This window comes from Streptomyces sp. AP-93 (assembly GCF_022808175.1).
In the GTDB taxonomy this organism is placed as follows: domain Bacteria; phylum Actinomycetota; class Actinomycetes; order Streptomycetales; family Streptomycetaceae; genus Streptomyces.
In genome coordinates this window covers 279,609-297,543 of sequence record NZ_JALGBX010000001.1, presented here as the reverse complement: position 1 = coordinate 297,543, position 17,935 = coordinate 279,609, and the positions used below count along the sequence as shown (strand labels likewise).

Sequence of the window (17,935 nt, the reverse complement as noted above, 5' to 3'; positions counted from 1 at the left end):
GCCGCCGCCCGCTCCGCCTACCCGGCGTCGCGGATGAAGGAACGGACCAGCTTGCAGGTCACGTTCGACGGCCGCCGGATGCCCGTCCGGACGGCCATCGTGCGGATCTTGCGGTTGGTGGCGCGCTGAGCGTCATACGTGCCCGAGTCGAGCAGTGATATCGCCAGCCGCATCGCCTTCAGCCGCCGGTTGTGGCTCTCGTACCACTCCCGGGGCAGCCCCGCCGGCAGCGGCTTCTTCTTGACGGGCCCGATGGTGTGCAGGGTCATGGCAGTGGCCATCTACAGCCTCCCAAAGGCAAGTTGGCGTCCTGTCCTTCTCCTTGAATTTTACCGGCGACCACTGACAAAGGACCTGGCCAGACAGCACCTCGCTAAGCTTTCGGGCATGGAGATCTGGATCAATCCCGCCTGCTCGAAGTGCCGCAGCGCACTGACCCTGCTGGACGCGGAGGGCGCCGAGTACACCGTCCGCCGCTACCTGGAGGACGTGCCCTCCGAGGCCGAGATCCGCGAGGTCCTGGGCCGGCTGGGCCTGGAACCCTGGGACATCACCCGCACCTCGGACCCCCTGGCCAAGGAGACCGGTCCGGGGGTCCCCCCGGACGGAGTCTGGGGGAGGGACCTGCCGCGCGAGGAGACCGAAGCCGCCCGCGGGGCCTGGATCAGCCACCTGGCGGCGCACCCGAAGCTGATCCAGCGCCCGATCATCACGGCCGAGGACGGCACGGCGGTGGTGGCCCGCTCGGAGGAAGCCGTCCGCGAAGCCCTCTCCCGCACCGCCTAGCCGGCGAAGCCCGCGTCCACGAAGTCCACGACGCGCTTGATCTGGTCCTCCCGGGCCGCTCCGGGCTTCGGGTTGTGGGCGTAGACGAGCCGGCGGCCGGCCTGCTCGGTGGCGAACACTCCGGTCGACCAGCCGGGGCCTGAGCCCGTCTTGCCCCAGACCACAGTGCCGGCGGTCTCGTGGCGCATCAGGCCGGCCGCGCCGAAGCAGGCCCTCGGCGACAGGCAGGTGTTCCCCTTGGTGTTGGGCACGTCCGGGACCTCGTAGAGGTGCCGCTGCTGCGCGGGCGGCAGCAGCCGGCCGCCCAGCAGCGCGGCCATGAAGCGGTCCAGGTCGGCCGCGGTGGAGACCAGGCCGCCCTCCGCCCAGTACCTGGCCATCCGCGGATCCGTCGACATCCGGGTCTGACGCAACCCCAGGGGGCGCACGATGCGGCGCTGCAGCTCCTCCACGTAGGTCCGGCCGGATATTCGCTCCACGAGCAGGCCGGCGACGAAGGTGTTCATCCCGTTGTACTGCTGGGCCGTGCCCGGGGCGGGTCTGCGGCCCGGGCGGGTGGCCTCGTCCGCCGCGAACGTCTCGAGCACGATGGTGCGCGGGTCGGCGGCATCGCCGGCGACCATCGGCAGGTCGGCGGTGTGGTCCATGAGCTGCCGGACCGTCACGTCGGCGTAGGCCTCGGGTATCAGGTCGGGCAGGTGGCGGCGCACGGGCGCGTCGATCTCGATCCGGTGCTCCGCGACGAGCCGCAACACCAGGGTGTTCGTGAACAGCTTGGTGACGCTGCCGATCGGGACCTCCGCGTCGGCGGCGACCGGCCCGCCGGTTCCGGTCCACGGCGTGCGCAGCCCCTCGCCGGACAGCCGCGCCAGGGCCCCCGCCGAAACGCCGTCGGGCAGGGAGGCCAGCAAGGCCCGCAGCGCGGCGGGATCGCGGACGGCCGCCTGCCGGGCCTGGACCGCACTCACGGCGGAGCCGTCGGATCCGCCGGACGTGCCGGACGTGCCGGACGTGCCGGATCCGCCGGACCCGCCGGTCGAGGCCAGTGCGGCCGGGGCGCCCACACCCACGGCGAGGGCCGCCAGGGCGATGCCGGTGACGGCGATCCGGCGGAAGGTGCGGGGGCGTGCGTTCATCGGTGGCTCCTGGAGAAGGCGACTCGGCGGGCTCTGACATCAACACTCCGCCACGCACCGCGCGTTGCCCATCGGTGATCACCCTGACCGCACCCCGAGGCCACCCCGAAGGGGCCGGGGGAGCAGACCCTGAGGCCGCGGCCCTACTCCCCCGCCGCCACCCGCCGCTGGTGCACCCGCAGTTGGAGTGCGGCGAGATCGAGGAGCGGGGTGGGGACGGCGAGGCTGCGGGCCCGGGCGGACAGGTCGCCGAGCACGTGCTCGACCTCGGTCGGGTGACCGGCGACCAGGTCCCGGTACATCGACGGGGTCAGCGGCGAGTCCGGCGCGGCCAGCGTCCGGGCGGTGAAGGCGAGCTCGGACTCCGGTACCGGGTACCCGGCGGCGGCCGACACGGCGGCCGCCTCCGCGAGGACCGCGAGGCCGAACTCGGTCCCGCCGGGCACGGCGTTGACCTCGCCGACGGCTCCGCGTGCCAGGGAGGTCACCGCCGCCAGGGTGGTGATGAAGACCCACTTGTGCCACATGGCGCCGATGATGTCGGGCACGTCGGGGGTGTCGATCCCCGCCCCGGCCAGCACCTCGCGCACGGCGTCCACCCGCGCCGAGGGACGGCCGTGGCGTTCGCCGGTGAGCACCACGGCGGGCGGGGCCAGCCGGAGGATGTCGCCGTGCTCGTTCAGGGTGGTGACCACCTTGGCCACCCCGCCGAGCACCGCCGCGTCCCCGAACCGGTCCGCGAGGTGGTCGAGGTGGGCCATTGCGTTGAGCAGGGGCAGAATCGCTGTCCCGGGACCGACCGCCGGGGCGAGGTCCCGGGTGGCCGCTCCGAGCGAGGTGGACTTCACGGACAGCAGGACGAGGTCGTACGTCCCCACGAGCTCGCCGGCGGTGACGAGCCGCGGGGCGAGGGCGATCTCCTCCCCCGGCCCGCTCACCCGCAGCCCGCGCGCCCGCAGGGCCTCGGCCCGCCGCGGGCGCACCAGGAAGGTGACGTCCCGGCCTGCCCGGGCGAGGCGCGCACCGAAGTAGCCGCCCGCGGCTCCGGCTCCGACCGTCAGGATCCTCATCCGGCCGAGCCCGCGGGCCGGACGGCCTCCGCCAGGGCGGTGCGGACGGACGCCGCGTCGGCAACGGCCCCCGGAGCCTCGTAGAAGCCCCCCGGGCCGGCCGTGTCCTCGGCGTACGGGAGGACGTAGACGGGCGTGTCGCGCTGGAAGCGCCAGCTCTCGGCGAGCGTCCCCGCGTCGACCGCGTCGTAGCCGAGCAGGTCCAGGAGGCGGGTGGCGGACGCGCGGGCGGCCGGGTCCTCGCCCGCGATCGGCAGGGCCGAGCGGTCCGGGGAGCCGGCCGGGCGGGCCAGGGAGAGCAGGTGCTTGAAGTAGATGTTGTTGAACGCCTTGACGACCTGCGCCCCGGCCAGGTGTTCCTGGACGAGCCCACTGGTGGTGGCCTCCTCCGCCTCCAGGGCGGGGAAGACCCCGTCCCGCTGCGGGTAGTAGTTGAGCGTGTCGAGGACGACCTTGCCCGCGAGCGCGTCGGCGGGCAGCTCGCGGTAGTTCCCCAGCGGGATGGTGGCCACGACCCAGTCGCCGGCCGCGGCCGCTTCGGCCGGGGTGGCGGCCCGGGCCCGCGGGCCGAGCTCGGCGACCAGGGCGTCCAGTGTCTCCGGTCCCCGGGAATTGCTGAGGACCACGTCCAGCCCCGCGTCCACGGCGAGCCGCGCGAGGGTGCTTCCGATGTTGCCGCTTCCGATGAGTCCAAGAGTTGCCATGCGGGGTTCAAGTCGCCCGCGAGCCACGGTATTCCGCCGCTGCGCCACCGGGGCGAGGCCGCCCCGCCGCCGTCACCGCCGCCATCGGCGCCCCCTCGCCGTCACCGCCCCCGTCACCGCCCCCGCCACCGGCCTTCACCTCGGCCCCATCCCGCGCCTCGTAGGGTGGGGCCAGCACAAAGGGGACGTACCGCACCAAAGGATCAGTTGTGAACGAGCAGCAGCACCCGAGGCCCACCACGCCCGGCGAGCCTCCGGTGGCGCCGGGGGCGCCGGTGACGCCGGTGACGCCGGTAATGCCGGTGACCCCGGCCCCGCCGGGCCTCCCGGCGCCTGCGCTCCCCCCGCTCCCCCCGCCCCGGCGCGGCGCCGACTGGATGTTCGGCGGGGTGTACGGGACCGTCCTCGCGTCCGGGCTGCTGGCCGCGCTCGACCAGAAGGGCGGCGAGTACACCCCCTTCTACGACGCCAGCTGGGTGCTCGTCACCGCCGCCACGGCCGGGCTCGCGCACGGGTACTCGCACCACATGAGCACCCATCAGGCCGGCTCCGCCGGTCATCGGTGGCGGATCCTGGGGCGGGCGCTGTGGAACGAGTGGCCCATGATCGCGGCCACCCTGCCCACGGTGCTGCTCCTGCTCGTCGCCGGGCTCGCCGACTGGGACTCGCACGGGGTGACGGCCGTCGGGCTCGGCGTGAACACCGCGCTGCTGTTCGCCTGGGGCGCCTTCGTGGCCCTCCGCGTCGGCTACAAGCTCGCCTCGGCGCTGCTCATCGGGGTCGCCGATGCCACGATCGGGCTGGCCATCATCGCGGCCAACGCGGTCATCAAGTGATGACCGCCGCCATCAAGTAATGACCGCCGCCCCCGGGAACACGGATCGGGAGCGCATACGGGCCCGCGCCCGCCTCACTCCGGCAGCTGGCTCTCCGCCTCCGCCAGGATCTCCGTCAGCCGGGCCCCGAACTCTGCCCCCCGTACGTCCGGCACCCCGGTGCGGGCCGAGGTGAGCAGCGCGTCCAGGGCTGCCCCGAACGCACCCGGTACGTCGCTCCAGTCCGGCAGGCCGAAGACGCCCGCGGTCCCGCGCAGTTCCAGTCCCACGCCGGCGGCCGCGCGCGGGGAGCTGAGGCTGAGCACGGCGGTGCTGGCCGCGCCGGAGCTGTGGCGCAGGGCCAGCTGCACCACGTCGGCGGGGCCACGGGTGGCGCTGACCTCGGTGACGTCGCCGAGGACCGGAATGAGTACGGACAGGGCGTGCGGCCCCACGTCCCACAGCCCGCCCTTGGCCTTGCGCCAGGGCGAGTCCGCGTAGGCGCTCGGCTCGCCGTCGGGCGGGTAGACCGCGCCGAGCCAGTGTGCGGCGGCGGTGAACCAGCCCGTGCGCTCCGCCTGCTCCACCACCCAGCCGGCGGTCGGCTCGGCGAAGCGCAGGGTGAGGAAGACGACGGAGGCGACCCGGTGCTCGGCCACGGCCTCGGCGACCGCGCGGGCGTCGGCCGGGGTCGTGGCGACGGGTTTGTCGAGCAGCAGATGGCAGCCGGCGGCGGCCGCGCGCACGGCGAGCGGGGCCTGCACGTCGGGCGGGAGCGCGAAGGCCACGGCGTCGCAGTCGGCGAACAGCGCGTCGGGGTCTTCGTACACCTTCACGCCGTACTCGCGCGCCAGCTCGGCCGCGGCTTCGGGGCGCCGGCCCCAGACTCCGGCGAATTCGGAGCCGGGGTGCGCGGCGAGGGCGGGGGCGTGCGTGCGGCGGGCCCAGGGGCCGGTGCCCAGCAGCCCGACCCGGGGGCGTGGCCCGGAAGCGGCCTGTGCGGCGGCATCTCCGGCGGACGTCAAATCGTACGAAATGCTCACCCGCCCAGTCTGCCCCACCCGGACGGGTGCCCCGGCGCCAACCCTCTCGACCACGCCCACCTGCGGCGCAAACCTCGGTAACACGGGGTTCACACACGGGCAACGGAAGAGAAATCGCGAGCGGGCACGCTGCGGTCTACACCGCAGAACGAATTCGCAGTACGCGAGCCACAGGGACGTGAACCGCCGTACGCGATCCGCAGGACGCAACGCAGCACCCGCAGAGTCTGCGCCGGAGCACGCACCGAAGGATGGGGCCCGTGAGCTACAAGGCTGAGTACATCTGGATCGACGGAACCGAGCCGACTGCGAAGCTGCGCTCCAAGACGAAGATCCTTGGCGACGGCGACGCGCTGCCGATCTGGGGCTTCGACGGATCGAGCACCAACCAGGCCGAGGGCCACGCCTCCGACCGCGTGCTGCAGCCGGTGTTCACCTGCCCGGACCCGATCCGCGGCGGCGACAACGTCCTCGTCCTGTGCGAGGTCCTGAACATCGACATGACCCCGCACGAGTCGAACACCCGCGCACTGCTGCGTCCGGTCGCCGAGAAGTTCGCCGCTCAGGAGCCGATCTACGGCATCGAGCAGGAGTACACCTTCTTCGACGGCGCCCGCCCCCTCGGCTTCCCGGTCAACGGCTTCCCGGCCGCGCAGGGCGGCTACTACTGCGGCGTCGGCTCGGACGAGATCTTCGGCCGCGACATCGTCGAGAAGCACCTGGACCACTGCCTCGCGGCGGGCCTGGCGATCTCCGGCATCAACGCCGAGGTCATGCCCGGCCAGTGGGAGTTCCAGGTCGGCCCCGTCGGCCCGCTGGAGGTCTCCGACCAGCTGTGGATCGCGCGCTGGCTGCTCTACCGCACCGCCGAGGACTTCAACGTCTCCGCGACGCTGAACCCGAAGCCGGTCAAGGGCGACTGGAACGGCGCGGGCGCGCACACCAACTTCTCCACGAAGGCGATGCGCGAGGACTACCGCGCGATCATCTCCGCGGCCGAGTCCCTCGGTGAGGGCAGCAAGCCGCTGGACCACGTCAAGAACTACGGCGCCGGCATCGACGAGCGCCTGACGGGCCTGCACGAGACGGCCCCGTGGAACGAGTACAGCTACGGCGTCTCGGACCGCGGCGCCTCCGTCCGCATCCCGTGGCAGGTCGAGAAGGACGGCAAGGGCTACATCGAGGACCGCCGCCCGAACGCGAACGTGGACCCGTACGTGGTGACCCGCCTCATCACGGACACCTGCTGCACCGCCCTGGAGAAGGACGGCCTGGTCTGATCCCGGCCGGCCGCCCCTGACACCACCCCGGCGCCCGCCCTCCCCCTCGGGAGGGCGGGCGCCGCGCTGTCGGTGGCGCCCGCCGGCGATTCCGTGAGACGGATCCGTGGGACGGATCCGCTCACGATGCAATACGGGCGCTGGACACGGACTGGAGGAAGCGGCCGGGCGGGTGACGGTTTGTCGGGATTGCCATGGTGCATTCATGGCATGATCACGGAATATGGGATTCCGCTCCATCAAGTGAGACGGGGTCTGCCCCGGCGCCCGCGCATCTGCTTGAATGGGGCCATGGCCAGCTACCCGCACACCTCGACCGGTCGCAGCGACCTCGAGCCGTTCTGGCCTTCCCGTCAGGATCACGATTTCGACCGGGTGTGTTGCCGCGCGAAGAACGCGCCGGCCCTCTAAAGCCTCCGGGACCTCCAACCGACCTCCCCCGAGGCCTTCGGTCTGCGCGGTACGACACAAGACGACGCCTTTACGTACGTCTCCTGCCGACCACTCCGCGTGAAAGAGCTGACCACTCATGGCGAACACCCGTTCCTTCGCTTCTGCCGCCTCCGCTGCGACCTCTCCCCTGACCTACCCGGCCTTCCCGCCCAGTCCGCGCCACCGCCTGCGGGCCGTGGACCGGGACGAGGTGGGCGCCGTTGCCCGCGTAGCGGACTTCCTGCCGCCCGGCACCACCTGGCTGCCCGCTCCCCCGCACACCCTGCCCACCCTTCCGGGCCAGCCTCCGATGATCGGCTACCTGGTGCTCGTACCGGCCGATCAGCAGCCGCCGACCGCCCTCTCCCCGCGGTCCGTTCCCGCCGCCCCGGCCCCCGCCCCGGCCCCCGGCGCGGCGGCCGTCACCGGCGACCCCCTGGTCCGCATCGACCCCGCGCAGCGCACGGCCGAGGTGGACGGCGAGGTCCTGGACCTGACGTACCTCGAGTTCGAGCTGCTGGCCCACCTGGTCGCGCACCCGCACCGGGTGCACAGCCGCGACCAGCTGGTGACCACCGTCTGGGGCTACGGTCACGTCGGCGACGGCCGCACGGTCGACGTCCACGTCGCGCGGCTGCGCCGCAAGCTGGGCGCCGCCCACCGCGGAGCCATCCAGACCGTACGCCGGGTGGGGTACAAGTACGCGCCCTGACCGGGACGGCGGGCCCGTGCTCACGCGAGGGAGCGGGAGTGCGGGCCCGTCCGGGCGTGGGGTGGACAGGTTGATCAACTCGAGCCGCCACAAAGGGGACTTCCTCGCACATCCGTGCTGATCAGGCCCCGTTCCTGCCGTAGGCTTTTCCGTCGTGACCATCGGAACCGGCAGCGTACTTGCCCCACTTGAGCCCCAGGACCCCCGCGAGACCGCCGGGTACCGGCTGATCGCCCGGATCGGCGAGGGCGGCATGGGCACCGTCTACCTCTCGCACACGCGCGGCGGGCAGCCGGTCGCCCTGAAGCTGATCCGCCGGGAGTTCGGGCAGGACCCGGACTTCCGCAGCCGGTTCGAGCAGGAGGTGCGGGCCGCGCGCCGGGTGCAGGGCTACCACCTCGTACCGGTCCTCGACCACGACACCACGGGCGCCGCGCCCTGGCTCGCCTCGGAGTTCGTACCGGGACTGTCGCTGCACGACACCCTGAGCGCCTACGGTCCGCTCCCGCTGGGCGCCGTCTTCCAGTTGATCGGCTGCACGGCGCGGGCCCTCGGCTCCATCCACGCCGCAGGGGTCGTACACCGCGACCTGAAGCCCGCCAACCTGCTGCTCGGCGCGGCCGGGCCGTACGTCATCGACTTCGGGATCGCCCGGGCCGCCGACAGCACGCAGCTCACCCGTACCGGCGGGGTCATCGGCACCCCGCAGTACATGTCCCCCGAACACGCGCTGGGCGCCGAGGTCACCACCGCGAGCGACTTGTTCGCGGTCGGGCTCATCGCCGCGGTCGCGGCCACCGGGCGGCATCCCTACGGCGAGGGCGGGGCCACGGCCATCGGTGTGCGGATCGCCAACACCGACCGGCTGCCTCCGGACCTGAGCGGCTACCCGGACGGGCTGCGGCACCTGCTGGAGCGCTGCCTGACGGCGGACCCGGCGGAGCGGATCGGCACGGACGAGCTCGCCGCGCTGTGCGAGCTGTCCGCCGGGCGGCCGCTGAACGATTTCGACGGCTGGCTCCCGGTTCCGGTCGGGCAGGAGATCGCCCGCCGGGTGCGGGCCGCGGAGAATCCGCCTGCGGCGACCGTGGCGGACTCGGGCGCGGCTGCTGCTGCGGGCGCGGCGCCTGCGGGCGGGTTCGGTCCGGCCGGTACGGGGACCGGGACGTGGACCGGGACGTCCGGCGCCTTCGGCGGGTTGCACGCCGCGGACACGGCGTTCGCACCGCCCCGGCCCCCGGGGCCGCCGCAGCCGAACCATCCGGCGCCCGCGCCGAGTACGGCTCCGGGCCCCGCTCCGGCCCCGAAGGGGTTCCGCGGCGGGCTCGTCGCCGCCTGCCTCGCCCTGGCCGTCGCCGCGGGAGCCGGCACGGTCTGGCTGCTGGACGGGAACGACTCCAAGGACGACGCGAAGGCGCCCGCCGCCCGGCAGGAGACCCCGGCCGCGCCCGGGTCCGGAGCCCCGGACCCGGCCAAGGCCTCGTCCGCGCCGAAGCCCTCGCCCTCGGCCTCCTCCGCGCCGAAGGCCGCGTACACGGTGGTCTTCCAGGAGAAGCCCCTGACCCTGCGCGCGCCCTCCTCCAGCACCGGAACCCACGTCGACCTGGACGCTCCGAAGGTCGTTCCCAACGGGGAGATCGGCGAGGACCGGGACATAGAGCTCACCTACCACGACTGGAGCGACGCGGGCCTGGTCTTCCAGACGGCCACGGGCAAGAGCACGGGCAGCACCCCGGAGGAGTGCAAAGACGCCGTCGCCACCAACGCCCTGGCCTCCAAGCTGACAAGTGACCAGCTCGAGCAGGGCAAGGAGCTCACGAAGGGCACCGTGCTGTGCACGGTAACCAGCGACGGGAACCTGGCGATGCTCCGCATCACCGAGGTGGTGCCCCACAAGGGGGGCTTCCGCCCTGTGCCCGACTACGTCACCGCACTCACCCTCTGGAAGATCGGCTGACGCCGTGGGGCCCGGGCTCCTCAGGAGGAGGCCCGGGCCCACGGACGGCGATCTAGACCTCGGCGCCGGCCCCGGCCCCGCGCCTCGACGCGACGAAGCCCAGCACCAGGTCCCCCGCCAGGAACACCAGCAGGCTGATGCCCAGCATCGGCAGGAACCAGCCCACGACCGCCGTCGCCGCGGCCAGCGGGAGCAGCACCGTCACCGGCAGCTTCCGCCACGCGCCGCGCGGCTGGGGGCGGCCGGCCGAGAGCGTGCGCTCCTTGGTCGGGCGGCGCAGCCACCACATGCGGTAGCCCCAGACGACCATGAACATCACCAGGACCGCCAGCGCGGCCAGGGCCAGCTGGTTGGCGAGCCCGAAGGTGAGCCCCATGTGCAGGTCGATGCCGAAGCGGGTCAGCTGGGCGAGCAGCGGGTGGTCGGCGAAGCGGAGTTCGTCCATGACCCGGCCGTCGGCGGGGTCCACGGCGACCGCGTCCAGGTGCACCGGCACCTGCTTGTCCTGCTCCTTGACCACGTACCCCTTGCCCTGGGCGGGCAGGGTGATCCGCAGCGACTCGGTGACCCCGGCGGACCGGGCCGCCGCCACCGCTCCGTCGATGCCGATGACATCGACCGGCGCCGCCGGGGCGGGCATCGCCTCCGGGGTTCCGCCGGCCGCGCCGTGCCCGGCGTGCTCGCCGCCCGCGTCGGCGGCCGGGGCTCCGGGGAGCTTGGCGGCCACGGCCGGGGTGCCCCCGCCGAGGCCGTCCTTGAGTTCGCCGATGTTCTCGCCGGCGTACCGCGACCAGGTCAGGCCGGTGGCGGAGAGGCCGACGAGGCCGAGCACGATCCAGACGCCGACGGAGCCGTGCCAGGACAGGGTCTTGCGGCGGCCCGTCGCCGTGCGGTCCGGCACGACGAGGGCGGCCTTACGGGCACGCTTGCGGCCGATCCACAGCGCGAGCCCGCCCAGCGCGACCACCCACAGCCAGCTCGCGGCGAGCTCGCTGTAGTTCCGGCCGAACTCCCCGAGGTGCAGGCTGGCGTGGAACTCGCTCAGCCAGGCCCGCAACGGCAGCGCGTCCCCGACGGTGGTGAGCTTCCCGCGGACCTCGGCCGTATACGGATCGACGAACACGGTGAGGGTCTCGCCCTCGGCGAGTCCCGGGCTCTCCATGATCACCCGGGTGGTGGCATCCGCCTCGGGCGCGGGCCAGACGGCCGTCACCGTGCCCTGGGGGGCGGCGTTCGTGGCCGCGCCGACCTGGGCGCTGAGCGGCTGCGCGCTCGCGCCGACGCGGTCGACCGTCAGCTGGTCGGCGTAGAGGATCTTCTCGGCCTGCCAGGAACCTGCGTAGAGCAGCCCGGTGGTGGCGGCGACGAGCAGGAGCGGGGCGATCAGCACCCCGGCGTAGAAGTGCAGGCGCAGGAGCAGCGGCCGCAGGGCGGCCCAGGTGCCGGGCGTGCGAGCGGGGGCGGGCTCGGCCGCGGCCACGGGGGTTTCGGGTGCGTCGGGTGCATCGGGGTCCGCTGCGCGGAGTTCCCCGACCTCGTCGAGAGACATGGGTGTCCTAGGTGTTGGCGAAGACATGGGTGAGCGGCCCCAGGTCTCGCCCCCTCTCCAGGGGTGCGCCGTTCGGTCAGGCGCGGGCGGGACGGCCGGGGGCCGTGATACGGATCCGTCCGCGCGCGGGCGGCCCGCGCCGCTCGGCGGTGTGCGCGTGCACGGCCCCGCGCAGGGTGCGCGGCCGCTCGTACCCGGCGGGCCGGAACGCCCGCGCCGGGGGTACGGGGATCCCGCGCGCCCGGAGCAGGGCGAGGACCCGGGAGAGCGGCCGGGCGGCGAGCAGGGCCCCGGCCGCGAGGGCGGCGGCGAGCCGGAAGACGGCTGCCTCGCCCCAGGCCAGCCAGAGCGCGCAGAACAGCCCGGCGAGGACGTGCGCGGCGACCATGCCGAGCCCGTCATGGGCGTGACCGGCGGCCATCTCACCCATCCCGGCCATGCCGGCCATGCCGTCCATGCCGCTCATGCCGTCGATGCCGTCCATGGAGTGCATGCCGTGCACCGCGTCGGCGGCCGCGCCCTCCCTACCGGCATCCGCACCGGCACCCGCGCCCGCGCCCATGCCCGCACTCGCACCCGCACCCGCCTGATGGCTGCCGCCGGCCGAGGCGGAGAAGAGGAAGTGCAGGACCGCCTGTACGGCGAGCAGCGCCGCGGCGATGGAAAGTGGTCCGCGCCGGCGCCCGGCGGAGAGCCAGGCGAGCCCTCCGATCAGCCCGAATGCGGACAGAAGCACCAGTGCCGGAAGGTCCGTACCGGACATGTACGAATGCCCCACCGCACCCAGTGCGACGGCCACCGCCGCGAATACCGCGGCCCGCGTGGCGCGCATCGGCGCGGGGCTGTGTGACATGACCTGGGAATGTTGCCACGGCCCCCCGCCTCGCCGAACGGCACCCCCGTGGCCGATCATGGTCCGATGAGCCCCCTGCCGTTGACGGTCCCGTTGAGCGCGGTGTACGCGGGCACGGTCCAGCTCGGGGCGCACGCCCTGGAGCGGCTGGATCCGGCGGTGCGGGAGCGGCTGCTGCGCCGCTGCTCCACCAACGCCGACAACCTGGACGCCGGCCGCTGGGAGACCTTGCCGGCCAGTGCCTTCCTCGTCGAGGAGCCGATGCCGCTGCCGTACGCGCTCCTGCTGGCGGCCGTCCTCGGGTACGCCGAGTACGCCTACGGGGCCTGGTGGACGGCGGCGGCCTTCCTGTTCGGGCACGTCACGGCCACCCTTCTGGTCTACGGGGTGCTCCGCCGGACGGCCGGCCCCCGGACCCGGCGGGCGGTGGACGTGGGCACCAGCTACGGGTTCAACACCGTGCTCGGGGCGCTGACCTCGGCGCTCCCGCGCGGGCCGGTGCGCACCACCGCCCGGGTCGGTCTGCTGGCACTCGCCGTCCGGCCGGTGCTGCGGCGGGAGCGGACCTTCACGGACGCCGGGCACCTGGTGGCCCTGGGGCTCGGCCTCGGGGTCTCGCTGGCCGCCGATTACCTTTCCGGAGCGAAATCTCCGAAAATCATCAGGATGACACGCGTCACCCAGCGCGCTTCGTCCTGATCCGTCCATGTCTCGGATCATTCGATTCTCTGATCACGTTTCTCTGATCACATTTCTCTGATCACGTTGGAGCCGCCACGATGACCGCCACCCCCGCCACGACCGTCGCCAACCTCCGGGACCTCGGCGGCACCGCGCTCGCCGACGGCCGCCGCGTCCGCCCGGGCCTGGCGCTGCGCTCCGGCCAGCTCGACCGGCTCGACCTCGACGTCGACCGGGCGGTGGCCGCGCTGGGCATCGGGACCGTCATCGATTTCCGTTCCGGCGCCGAGCGCGGCGACCACCCCGACCGCATACCGGCCGGCGCCCGGCTGCTCATAGCCGACGCCCTGGCCGACAAGATGTCCGCCGACAGCCCGGGCAACGGCGGCCCGGGGAAGATCCCCGCCGCCCAGCTCAAGGACCTCCTGTCCGACCCGGTGGTCGCCGAGGAGCACCTGGGCGGCGGCAAGGCACAGGCCCTGTTCGCCGGCATCTACCGCTCGCTGGTGAGCTCCGCCTCGGCGCAGGCCGCGTACCGGCTGCTGCTCACCGAGCTCGCCGACCCGCAGTCCGGACCGGTGCTCTTCCACTGCACGGCGGGCAAGGACCGTACGGGCTGGGGCGCGACCGTGGTCCTGTCGCTGCTCGGCGCCGACGACGAGACGCTGATAAGCGAGTACCTGTCGGTCAATCCGGCGGTGCGGATCGCCTTCGCCCCGATGATCGAGGGCTTCACCGCGGCCGGCGGTGACCCGGACATCGCGCTGGCGCTGATCGGCGTCTTCCCCTCCTACCTGGAGGCCGCGCTGGACGAGGTGAACACGCGCTACGGCTCGATGGAGAAGTACGTGCGCGAGGGCCTCGGCGTCCCCGACGAAACGGTCGAGGCGCTGCGCGCCCGCCTGATCGCGTAGGAATTGGTCCGAACGCGCGCGCTGGGACCGGGTGACCATCCGACCATTCGCTCGTTCTGCTGAACGTGACTGCGCCGGATACCGCCACCCGCCCCCTCCCGCCCGATGTCGAGCAGGCCGAGGCCGCCATCGTCGAGCACTACCCACGGCTGGTGCGGCTGGCCTATCTCGTGCTGCCGCCCGCCCTCGGCCGCAATCGGCGGGTGCTCACCGCCCACTCGCTGGCCCAGCGCGCCCTGCCGCGCGGGCGGCGGGACGGCGCGGCCGCCGCGCAGGCGGCGGTGCAGGGCGGGGTTCCGGGGCAGCGGGGCGGCGCGGGGGCCGAGTCCGGGTACGCGTACGTGCGGCTGCGCGTGCTGCGGTCCGCCCTGGAAGCCGGGATCCCGGTGACGTTCCGCGCGCTGCCCCGGCGGGCCCAACTGCCGCCGCTGCTGCCCCAGGTGTGGGGGCTGCGGCTGTTCCCGCGCTCGGGCGGGGCCGAGGAGCTGGCGCTCGACCAGTGGCTGGCCACACTCGACGGGCCGGGCCGGGCCGCGTGCGTCCTGCGGGCGCTGGAGCGGCTGCCCGAGCCGGAGGTGCTGCGGGTGCTGACCGAGGCGGGGGTGGCCAACCCGGCCGCCGCCGTAGCGGAGTCGGGGGATCCGTCGACCGACGAGCTGTTCGCCTCCCCCGAGTTCGACCCCTGTGTGCTGCAGGCCCGGCCCACCGACCTGCTGCGCCGCCGCCGGCTCGTGCGGGGCGGGATCGCCGCCGGGGTCGCCCTGGCCGTGTGCGGGGTGCTGCTCGCGCTGCCCGGCGGCGGGTGGGGGGCCGACGGGGCCGCCGCCCCCCTCTACGCGAGGAACGCGGCGGCGGAGCAGGCCCTGGATCCCGGGCAGCTGGTCCGGGTCGCGCCCACCGTCTGGGGCACCTCCTCGCGGACCGACTACTCCGGCTGGCCCGCGCGCGGGGACCGCGTCGACGATGCCGCGCTGCTGCGGCGGGCGCTGGCCGTCTGGGCCCGGCCGGGCCGCTCGGTCGTGGTCTCGGCCACCCCCGGCACCCCGTCCGGGCCGCCGATGGGGCCCCCGCAGCTGCTGTTCGCCGGGACCGTGGACCAGGCCGTCGTGGTCCTGCTCTACGACGGCCTGCGCGTGGTGCGGTACGCCGAACCGCGCTCCGGCACCGACATCGCCGCCCTGGACTTCGCCCGGACCGACGGCGCCTCGGCGGACACGGCGGCGGCCCTGGTGCTCAGCCGGGTCGACGGCAACGTCCGCTATCTGGCGGCGCCGTGGGTGACGGGCGCGACGCGGCGGGACCTGCTGAAGCCGGCGGACGCCCCGACGGGACTGGAGCTGACGCCGGAGGGGGTCACTCCGCCGGTGCCGAGTCCCGCCCCGGACGGCACCTGTACGAGCTGGAACGCCCTGGCGATGACCGGTGACGGCTCGACCCGGCTGATCACCGACCTGGGCGAGCTGACCCCGGCCCGGCTGACCTCGGGGGCGCCGGGCGCCGAGCGGAACGTGACGGAGGGCGCGGAGCTGGGCGACTGGTCGCGGATCGCGTGCCTGCTGCCTTCGGTGCGCTCGCACGGGGTGCGCACGGTCAACGCGTGGACGTACGCGAAGCAGCCGCTGCCCGAGGGCGACGGCACGGCGACCTGGCTGTGCACCCGGGCGGAGACCTGGCAGGGCACGGCGGACCGGGTGCAGGCGCAGTTCCTGGCCCCGGGTGCGCCGCTGGCGGCGCAGGCGGCGAAGGCCGAGGGTTCGCCGGCGTGCGGGCCGCGGGAGCCGCGGGTGCTGGCCGGGGTGCTGTGGAAGTCGAAGGCCGGGCAGTGGTACGTACTGGCCGCGGGCAGCGCGCAGTTCGCTTCGCTGACGGTGGGCGGCGGCCAGGTGAGCGGGGTCGCGGTGGGCAACCGGCTGGCGGTGAAGGCTCCGGCGGGGGCGCAGGTGGAGCTGACGGGCAAGCTCACGGACGGTTCGAAGGCGGGAGTACTGCGCTAGAAGTCGCCGCAGAGGGGTTTCCCTCCCTCTTACCCATCAGTACATTGACGCCATGTCTAATACGCCGCCCGCGTCGCCCGCCCCCGTGGCGTCGGAACACATAGATCTCAAGGCCCGCAACGTGTCCTTCTCCTGGGAGGACACCCCGCTCCACTGGCTGCCCGGCGACCCCTTCGCCAACCACACCATCAACGTGCTGCACCTGCTGCTCCCGGCGGGCGAGCGCTGGTTCGTGCACGTCTACAAGCAGGTGCTCCCGTACATCACGGACGAGCGGCTGCGCGAGGACGTCGTCGGGTTCATCGGCCAGGAGGCCATGCACGCGAGCGCGCACGACGACGTGCTCCCCCACCTCAAGCGGCTGGGTCTGGACCCGACGCCCTACACGGCGCAGATCGACTGGCTCTTCGAGAAGCTGCTCGGCGACCGGACCCTGCCGCCGGGCGCGGCCCGCAAGTGGTGGCTGATGGAGCGCGTGGCGATGATCGCCGCGATCGAGCACTACACGGCGTTCCTGGGCAACTGGGTGCTCAACGCCGACGAGCTGGACCGGCGCGGCGCGGACCCGGTGATGCTGGACCTGCTGCGCTGGCACGGTGCGGAGGAGGTCGAGCACCGGTCGGTGGCCTTCGACCTGTTCATGCACCTGGACGGCAACTACCGCCGCCGGGCGCGCACCTGGGCCACCGCCTTCACGGCGCTGGTCTTCCTGTGGCAGCGCGGATCGCGCTACTTCATGGAACACGATCCCGGACTCCCGCCCGGGTCCAGGGCGTCGGTGCGCCAGTTCTACCGCTCGGGCCGCAAGGGGACCCTGCCGTCCACGGGCGCGATGCTGAAGTCGATCCCGACGTACCTCTCGCGCACCTACCACCCCTCGCAGGAGGGCTCCACGGCGCAGGCCGTCGCCTACCTGGCCTCCTCCCCCGGCGCGAACGGCGGTGGCCACCGATGAGGCGCGCCCTCACGGTGACCGCGCTCGCGGGCGCCGCGTGGCTGGCGAAGCGGGCGATCGGCCGGCGCATCGACTCCGGATCGCCGCTGTGGCCGCTGCCCGCGCTGGAGACCCCGGTCTCGGGGTACTCGGCGCGCCGGTGGATCCCGGCGCTGATCGTCTCCCGTGCGGAGCCGGCGGACGGGGTGCTGTCCCTGACGCTGGAATCGGCGGAACTCCCGGAGTGGGCCCCCGGTGCGCACCTGGACGTGCAGCTCCCGTCGGGGCTGGTCCGCCAGTACTCCCTGTGCGGCGACCCCGCCGACCGGGGCCGCTACACGATCGCGGTCCGGCTCGTGGAGGACGGCCGCGGCGGCTCGCGCGAGGCGCACGCCCAGCTGGTGGAGGGTGCGGAACTCCCGGTCCGCCCGCCCCGCAACCGCTTCCCCCTCGTCCCGGCGCCGTCCTACGCCTTCGTCGCGGGCGGGATCGGCATCACCCCGGTCCTCCCGATGCTCCGGGCGGCGACGGCGGCCGGCGCGGACTGGACCCTGCTCTACGGGGGCCGCTCGCGGGCCTCGATGCCCTTCCTGGCCGAACTCGCCCGGTACGGGGACCGGGTCACGGTCGTCCCCGAGGACGAGGCGGGCCTCCCCGACCTGAGCGTGCTCGGCGCGCTCGGCCCGCAGACCCCGGTCTACTGCTGCGGCCCGGGCCCCCTGATGGCCGCGGTCGAAGCGGCCGCGCCGGCGGGCACCCCGGTCCACTTGGAGCGGTTCGCCCCGGCGGCCGCGGGCGGGGACGCGAAGCCCTTCACGGTGGAACTGCGCCGATCGGGCCGGGTCGTGGAGGTGGCGGCGACGGAATCCGCCCTGACCGCCGTCCGGCGGGAGCTCCCCAACACCCCGTACTCCTGCGAGCAGGGCTTCTGCGGCACCTGCCAACACCGGGTCCTGGCGGGGGACATCGACCACCGCGACACGCTCCTCACCGACGGCGAACGCGAGGACTCCATGCTGCTGTGCGTCTCCCGCGCGGCCTCGGACCGCCTGGTCCTGGACCTGTAGGGGGCCCC

Annotated in this window: 17 protein-coding genes; 10 read left to right on the top strand and 7 right to left on the bottom strand. The window is 73.9% G+C overall.

Going from position 1 to position 17,935, the window contains the following annotated elements; genetic code table 11:
• Nucleotides 1-17: 17 nt before the first annotated feature.
• Nucleotides 18-281, bottom strand: coding sequence for a hypothetical protein (locus MTF69_RS01365; RefSeq protein WP_243329786.1), 264 nt, complete (start codon nt 279-281; stop codon nt 18-20).
• Between the two features lie 106 nt (nt 282-387).
• Between MTF69_RS01365 and MTF69_RS01360 the strand changes: the two genes are divergently transcribed.
• A complete protein-coding gene (locus MTF69_RS01360) occupies nt 388-786 on the top strand; it encodes an ArsC/Spx/MgsR family protein (protein WP_243329784.1) in 399 nt (132 codons plus the stop codon).
• Here MTF69_RS01360 and MTF69_RS01355 read toward each other — a convergent pair.
• The 3 genes from MTF69_RS01355 to MTF69_RS01345 all read right to left on the bottom strand — a co-directional run bounded on the left by MTF69_RS01355 (nt 783) and on the right by MTF69_RS01345 (nt 3,696).
• Nucleotides 783-1,922 carry a serine hydrolase gene (locus MTF69_RS01355; RefSeq protein WP_243329782.1) on the bottom strand — a complete coding sequence of 380 codons (1,140 nt, stop codon included), beginning with the start codon at nt 1,920-1,922 and terminating at the stop codon, nt 783-785. The genes MTF69_RS01360 and MTF69_RS01355 overlap by 4 nt on opposite strands.
• 143 nt (nt 1,923-2,065) lie before the next feature.
• Nucleotides 2,066-2,992: a 2-dehydropantoate 2-reductase gene (locus MTF69_RS01350; protein ID WP_243329780.1), complete on the bottom strand. Its 927-nt coding sequence runs from the start codon at nt 2,990-2,992 to the stop codon at nt 2,066-2,068.
• Complete coding sequence (locus MTF69_RS01345) at nt 2,989-3,696, bottom strand: NADPH-dependent F420 reductase (protein ID WP_243329779.1); 708 nt, start codon at nt 3,694-3,696, stop codon at nt 2,989-2,991. Before MTF69_RS01345 ends, MTF69_RS01350 begins: the two co-directional genes overlap by 4 nt.
• A 209-nt stretch (nt 3,697-3,905) precedes the next feature.
• On the opposite strand from MTF69_RS01345, the gene MTF69_RS01340 reads away from it, so the two are divergent.
• Nucleotides 3,906-4,532 carry a hypothetical protein gene (locus MTF69_RS01340; RefSeq protein WP_243329776.1) on the top strand — a complete coding sequence of 209 codons (627 nt, stop codon included), beginning with the start codon at nt 3,906-3,908 and terminating at the stop codon, nt 4,530-4,532.
• A gap of 74 nt (nt 4,533-4,606) precedes the next feature.
• On the opposite strand, the gene MTF69_RS01335 is transcribed toward MTF69_RS01340, so the two are convergent.
• Nucleotides 4,607-5,536, bottom strand: a complete 930-nt coding sequence (locus MTF69_RS01335) for a Gfo/Idh/MocA family protein (protein WP_243330429.1) — start codon at nt 5,534-5,536, stop codon at nt 4,607-4,609.
• A gap of 278 nt (nt 5,537-5,814) precedes the next feature.
• Between MTF69_RS01335 and glnII the strand changes: the two genes are divergently transcribed.
• The 3 genes from glnII to MTF69_RS01320 all read left to right on the top strand — a co-directional run bounded on the left by glnII (nt 5,815) and on the right by MTF69_RS01320 (nt 9,935).
• Nucleotides 5,815-6,834, top strand: a complete 1,020-nt coding sequence (glnII, locus tag MTF69_RS01330; RefSeq protein ID WP_243329774.1) for a glutamine synthetase — start codon at nt 5,815-5,817, stop codon at nt 6,832-6,834.
• Between the two features lie 529 nt (nt 6,835-7,363).
• Nucleotides 7,364-7,978, top strand: a complete 615-nt coding sequence (locus MTF69_RS01325) for a winged helix-turn-helix domain-containing protein (protein WP_243329772.1) — start codon at nt 7,364-7,366, stop codon at nt 7,976-7,978.
• Nucleotides 7,979-8,132: 154 nt separating this feature from the next.
• A complete protein-coding gene (locus MTF69_RS01320; RefSeq protein ID WP_243329770.1) occupies nt 8,133-9,935 on the top strand; it encodes a serine/threonine-protein kinase in 1,803 nt (600 codons plus the stop codon).
• A gap of 52 nt (nt 9,936-9,987) precedes the next feature.
• Here the strand turns inward: MTF69_RS01320 and MTF69_RS01315 are convergent, their stop codons facing one another.
• Nucleotides 9,988-11,484, bottom strand: a complete 1,497-nt coding sequence (locus tag MTF69_RS01315) for a PepSY domain-containing protein (protein WP_243329768.1) — start codon at nt 11,482-11,484, stop codon at nt 9,988-9,990.
• Between the two features lie 76 nt (nt 11,485-11,560).
• Nucleotides 11,561-12,337 carry a hypothetical protein gene (locus MTF69_RS01310; RefSeq protein ID WP_243330475.1) on the bottom strand — a complete coding sequence of 259 codons (777 nt, stop codon included), beginning with the start codon at nt 12,335-12,337 and terminating at the stop codon, nt 11,561-11,563.
• A 66-nt stretch (nt 12,338-12,403) separates the two neighbouring features.
• On the opposite strand from MTF69_RS01310, the gene MTF69_RS01305 reads away from it, so the two are divergent.
• From MTF69_RS01305 to MTF69_RS01285, 5 genes are all read left to right on the top strand, one after another.
• Nucleotides 12,404-13,036, top strand: coding sequence for a rhomboid-like protein (locus tag MTF69_RS01305; protein ID WP_243329766.1), 633 nt, complete (start codon nt 12,404-12,406; stop codon nt 13,034-13,036).
• 80 nt (nt 13,037-13,116) lie between these two features.
• Nucleotides 13,117-13,932, top strand: coding sequence for a tyrosine-protein phosphatase (locus MTF69_RS01300; protein ID WP_243329764.1), 816 nt, complete (start codon nt 13,117-13,119; stop codon nt 13,930-13,932).
• Nucleotides 13,933-13,997: 65 nt separating this feature from the next.
• A complete protein-coding gene (locus MTF69_RS01295) occupies nt 13,998-15,926 on the top strand; it encodes a hypothetical protein (RefSeq protein WP_243329762.1) in 1,929 nt (642 codons plus the stop codon).
• A gap of 52 nt (nt 15,927-15,978) precedes the next feature.
• Nucleotides 15,979-16,881: a metal-dependent hydrolase gene (locus MTF69_RS01290; RefSeq protein ID WP_243329761.1), complete on the top strand. Its 903-nt coding sequence runs from the start codon at nt 15,979-15,981 to the stop codon at nt 16,879-16,881.
• Entirely contained in the window at nt 16,878-17,927 is a 1,050-nt protein-coding gene (locus MTF69_RS01285) for a PDR/VanB family oxidoreductase (RefSeq protein ID WP_243329760.1), read from the top strand. Before MTF69_RS01290 ends, MTF69_RS01285 begins: the two co-directional genes overlap by 4 nt.
• Nucleotides 17,928-17,935: the final 8 nt, after the last annotated feature.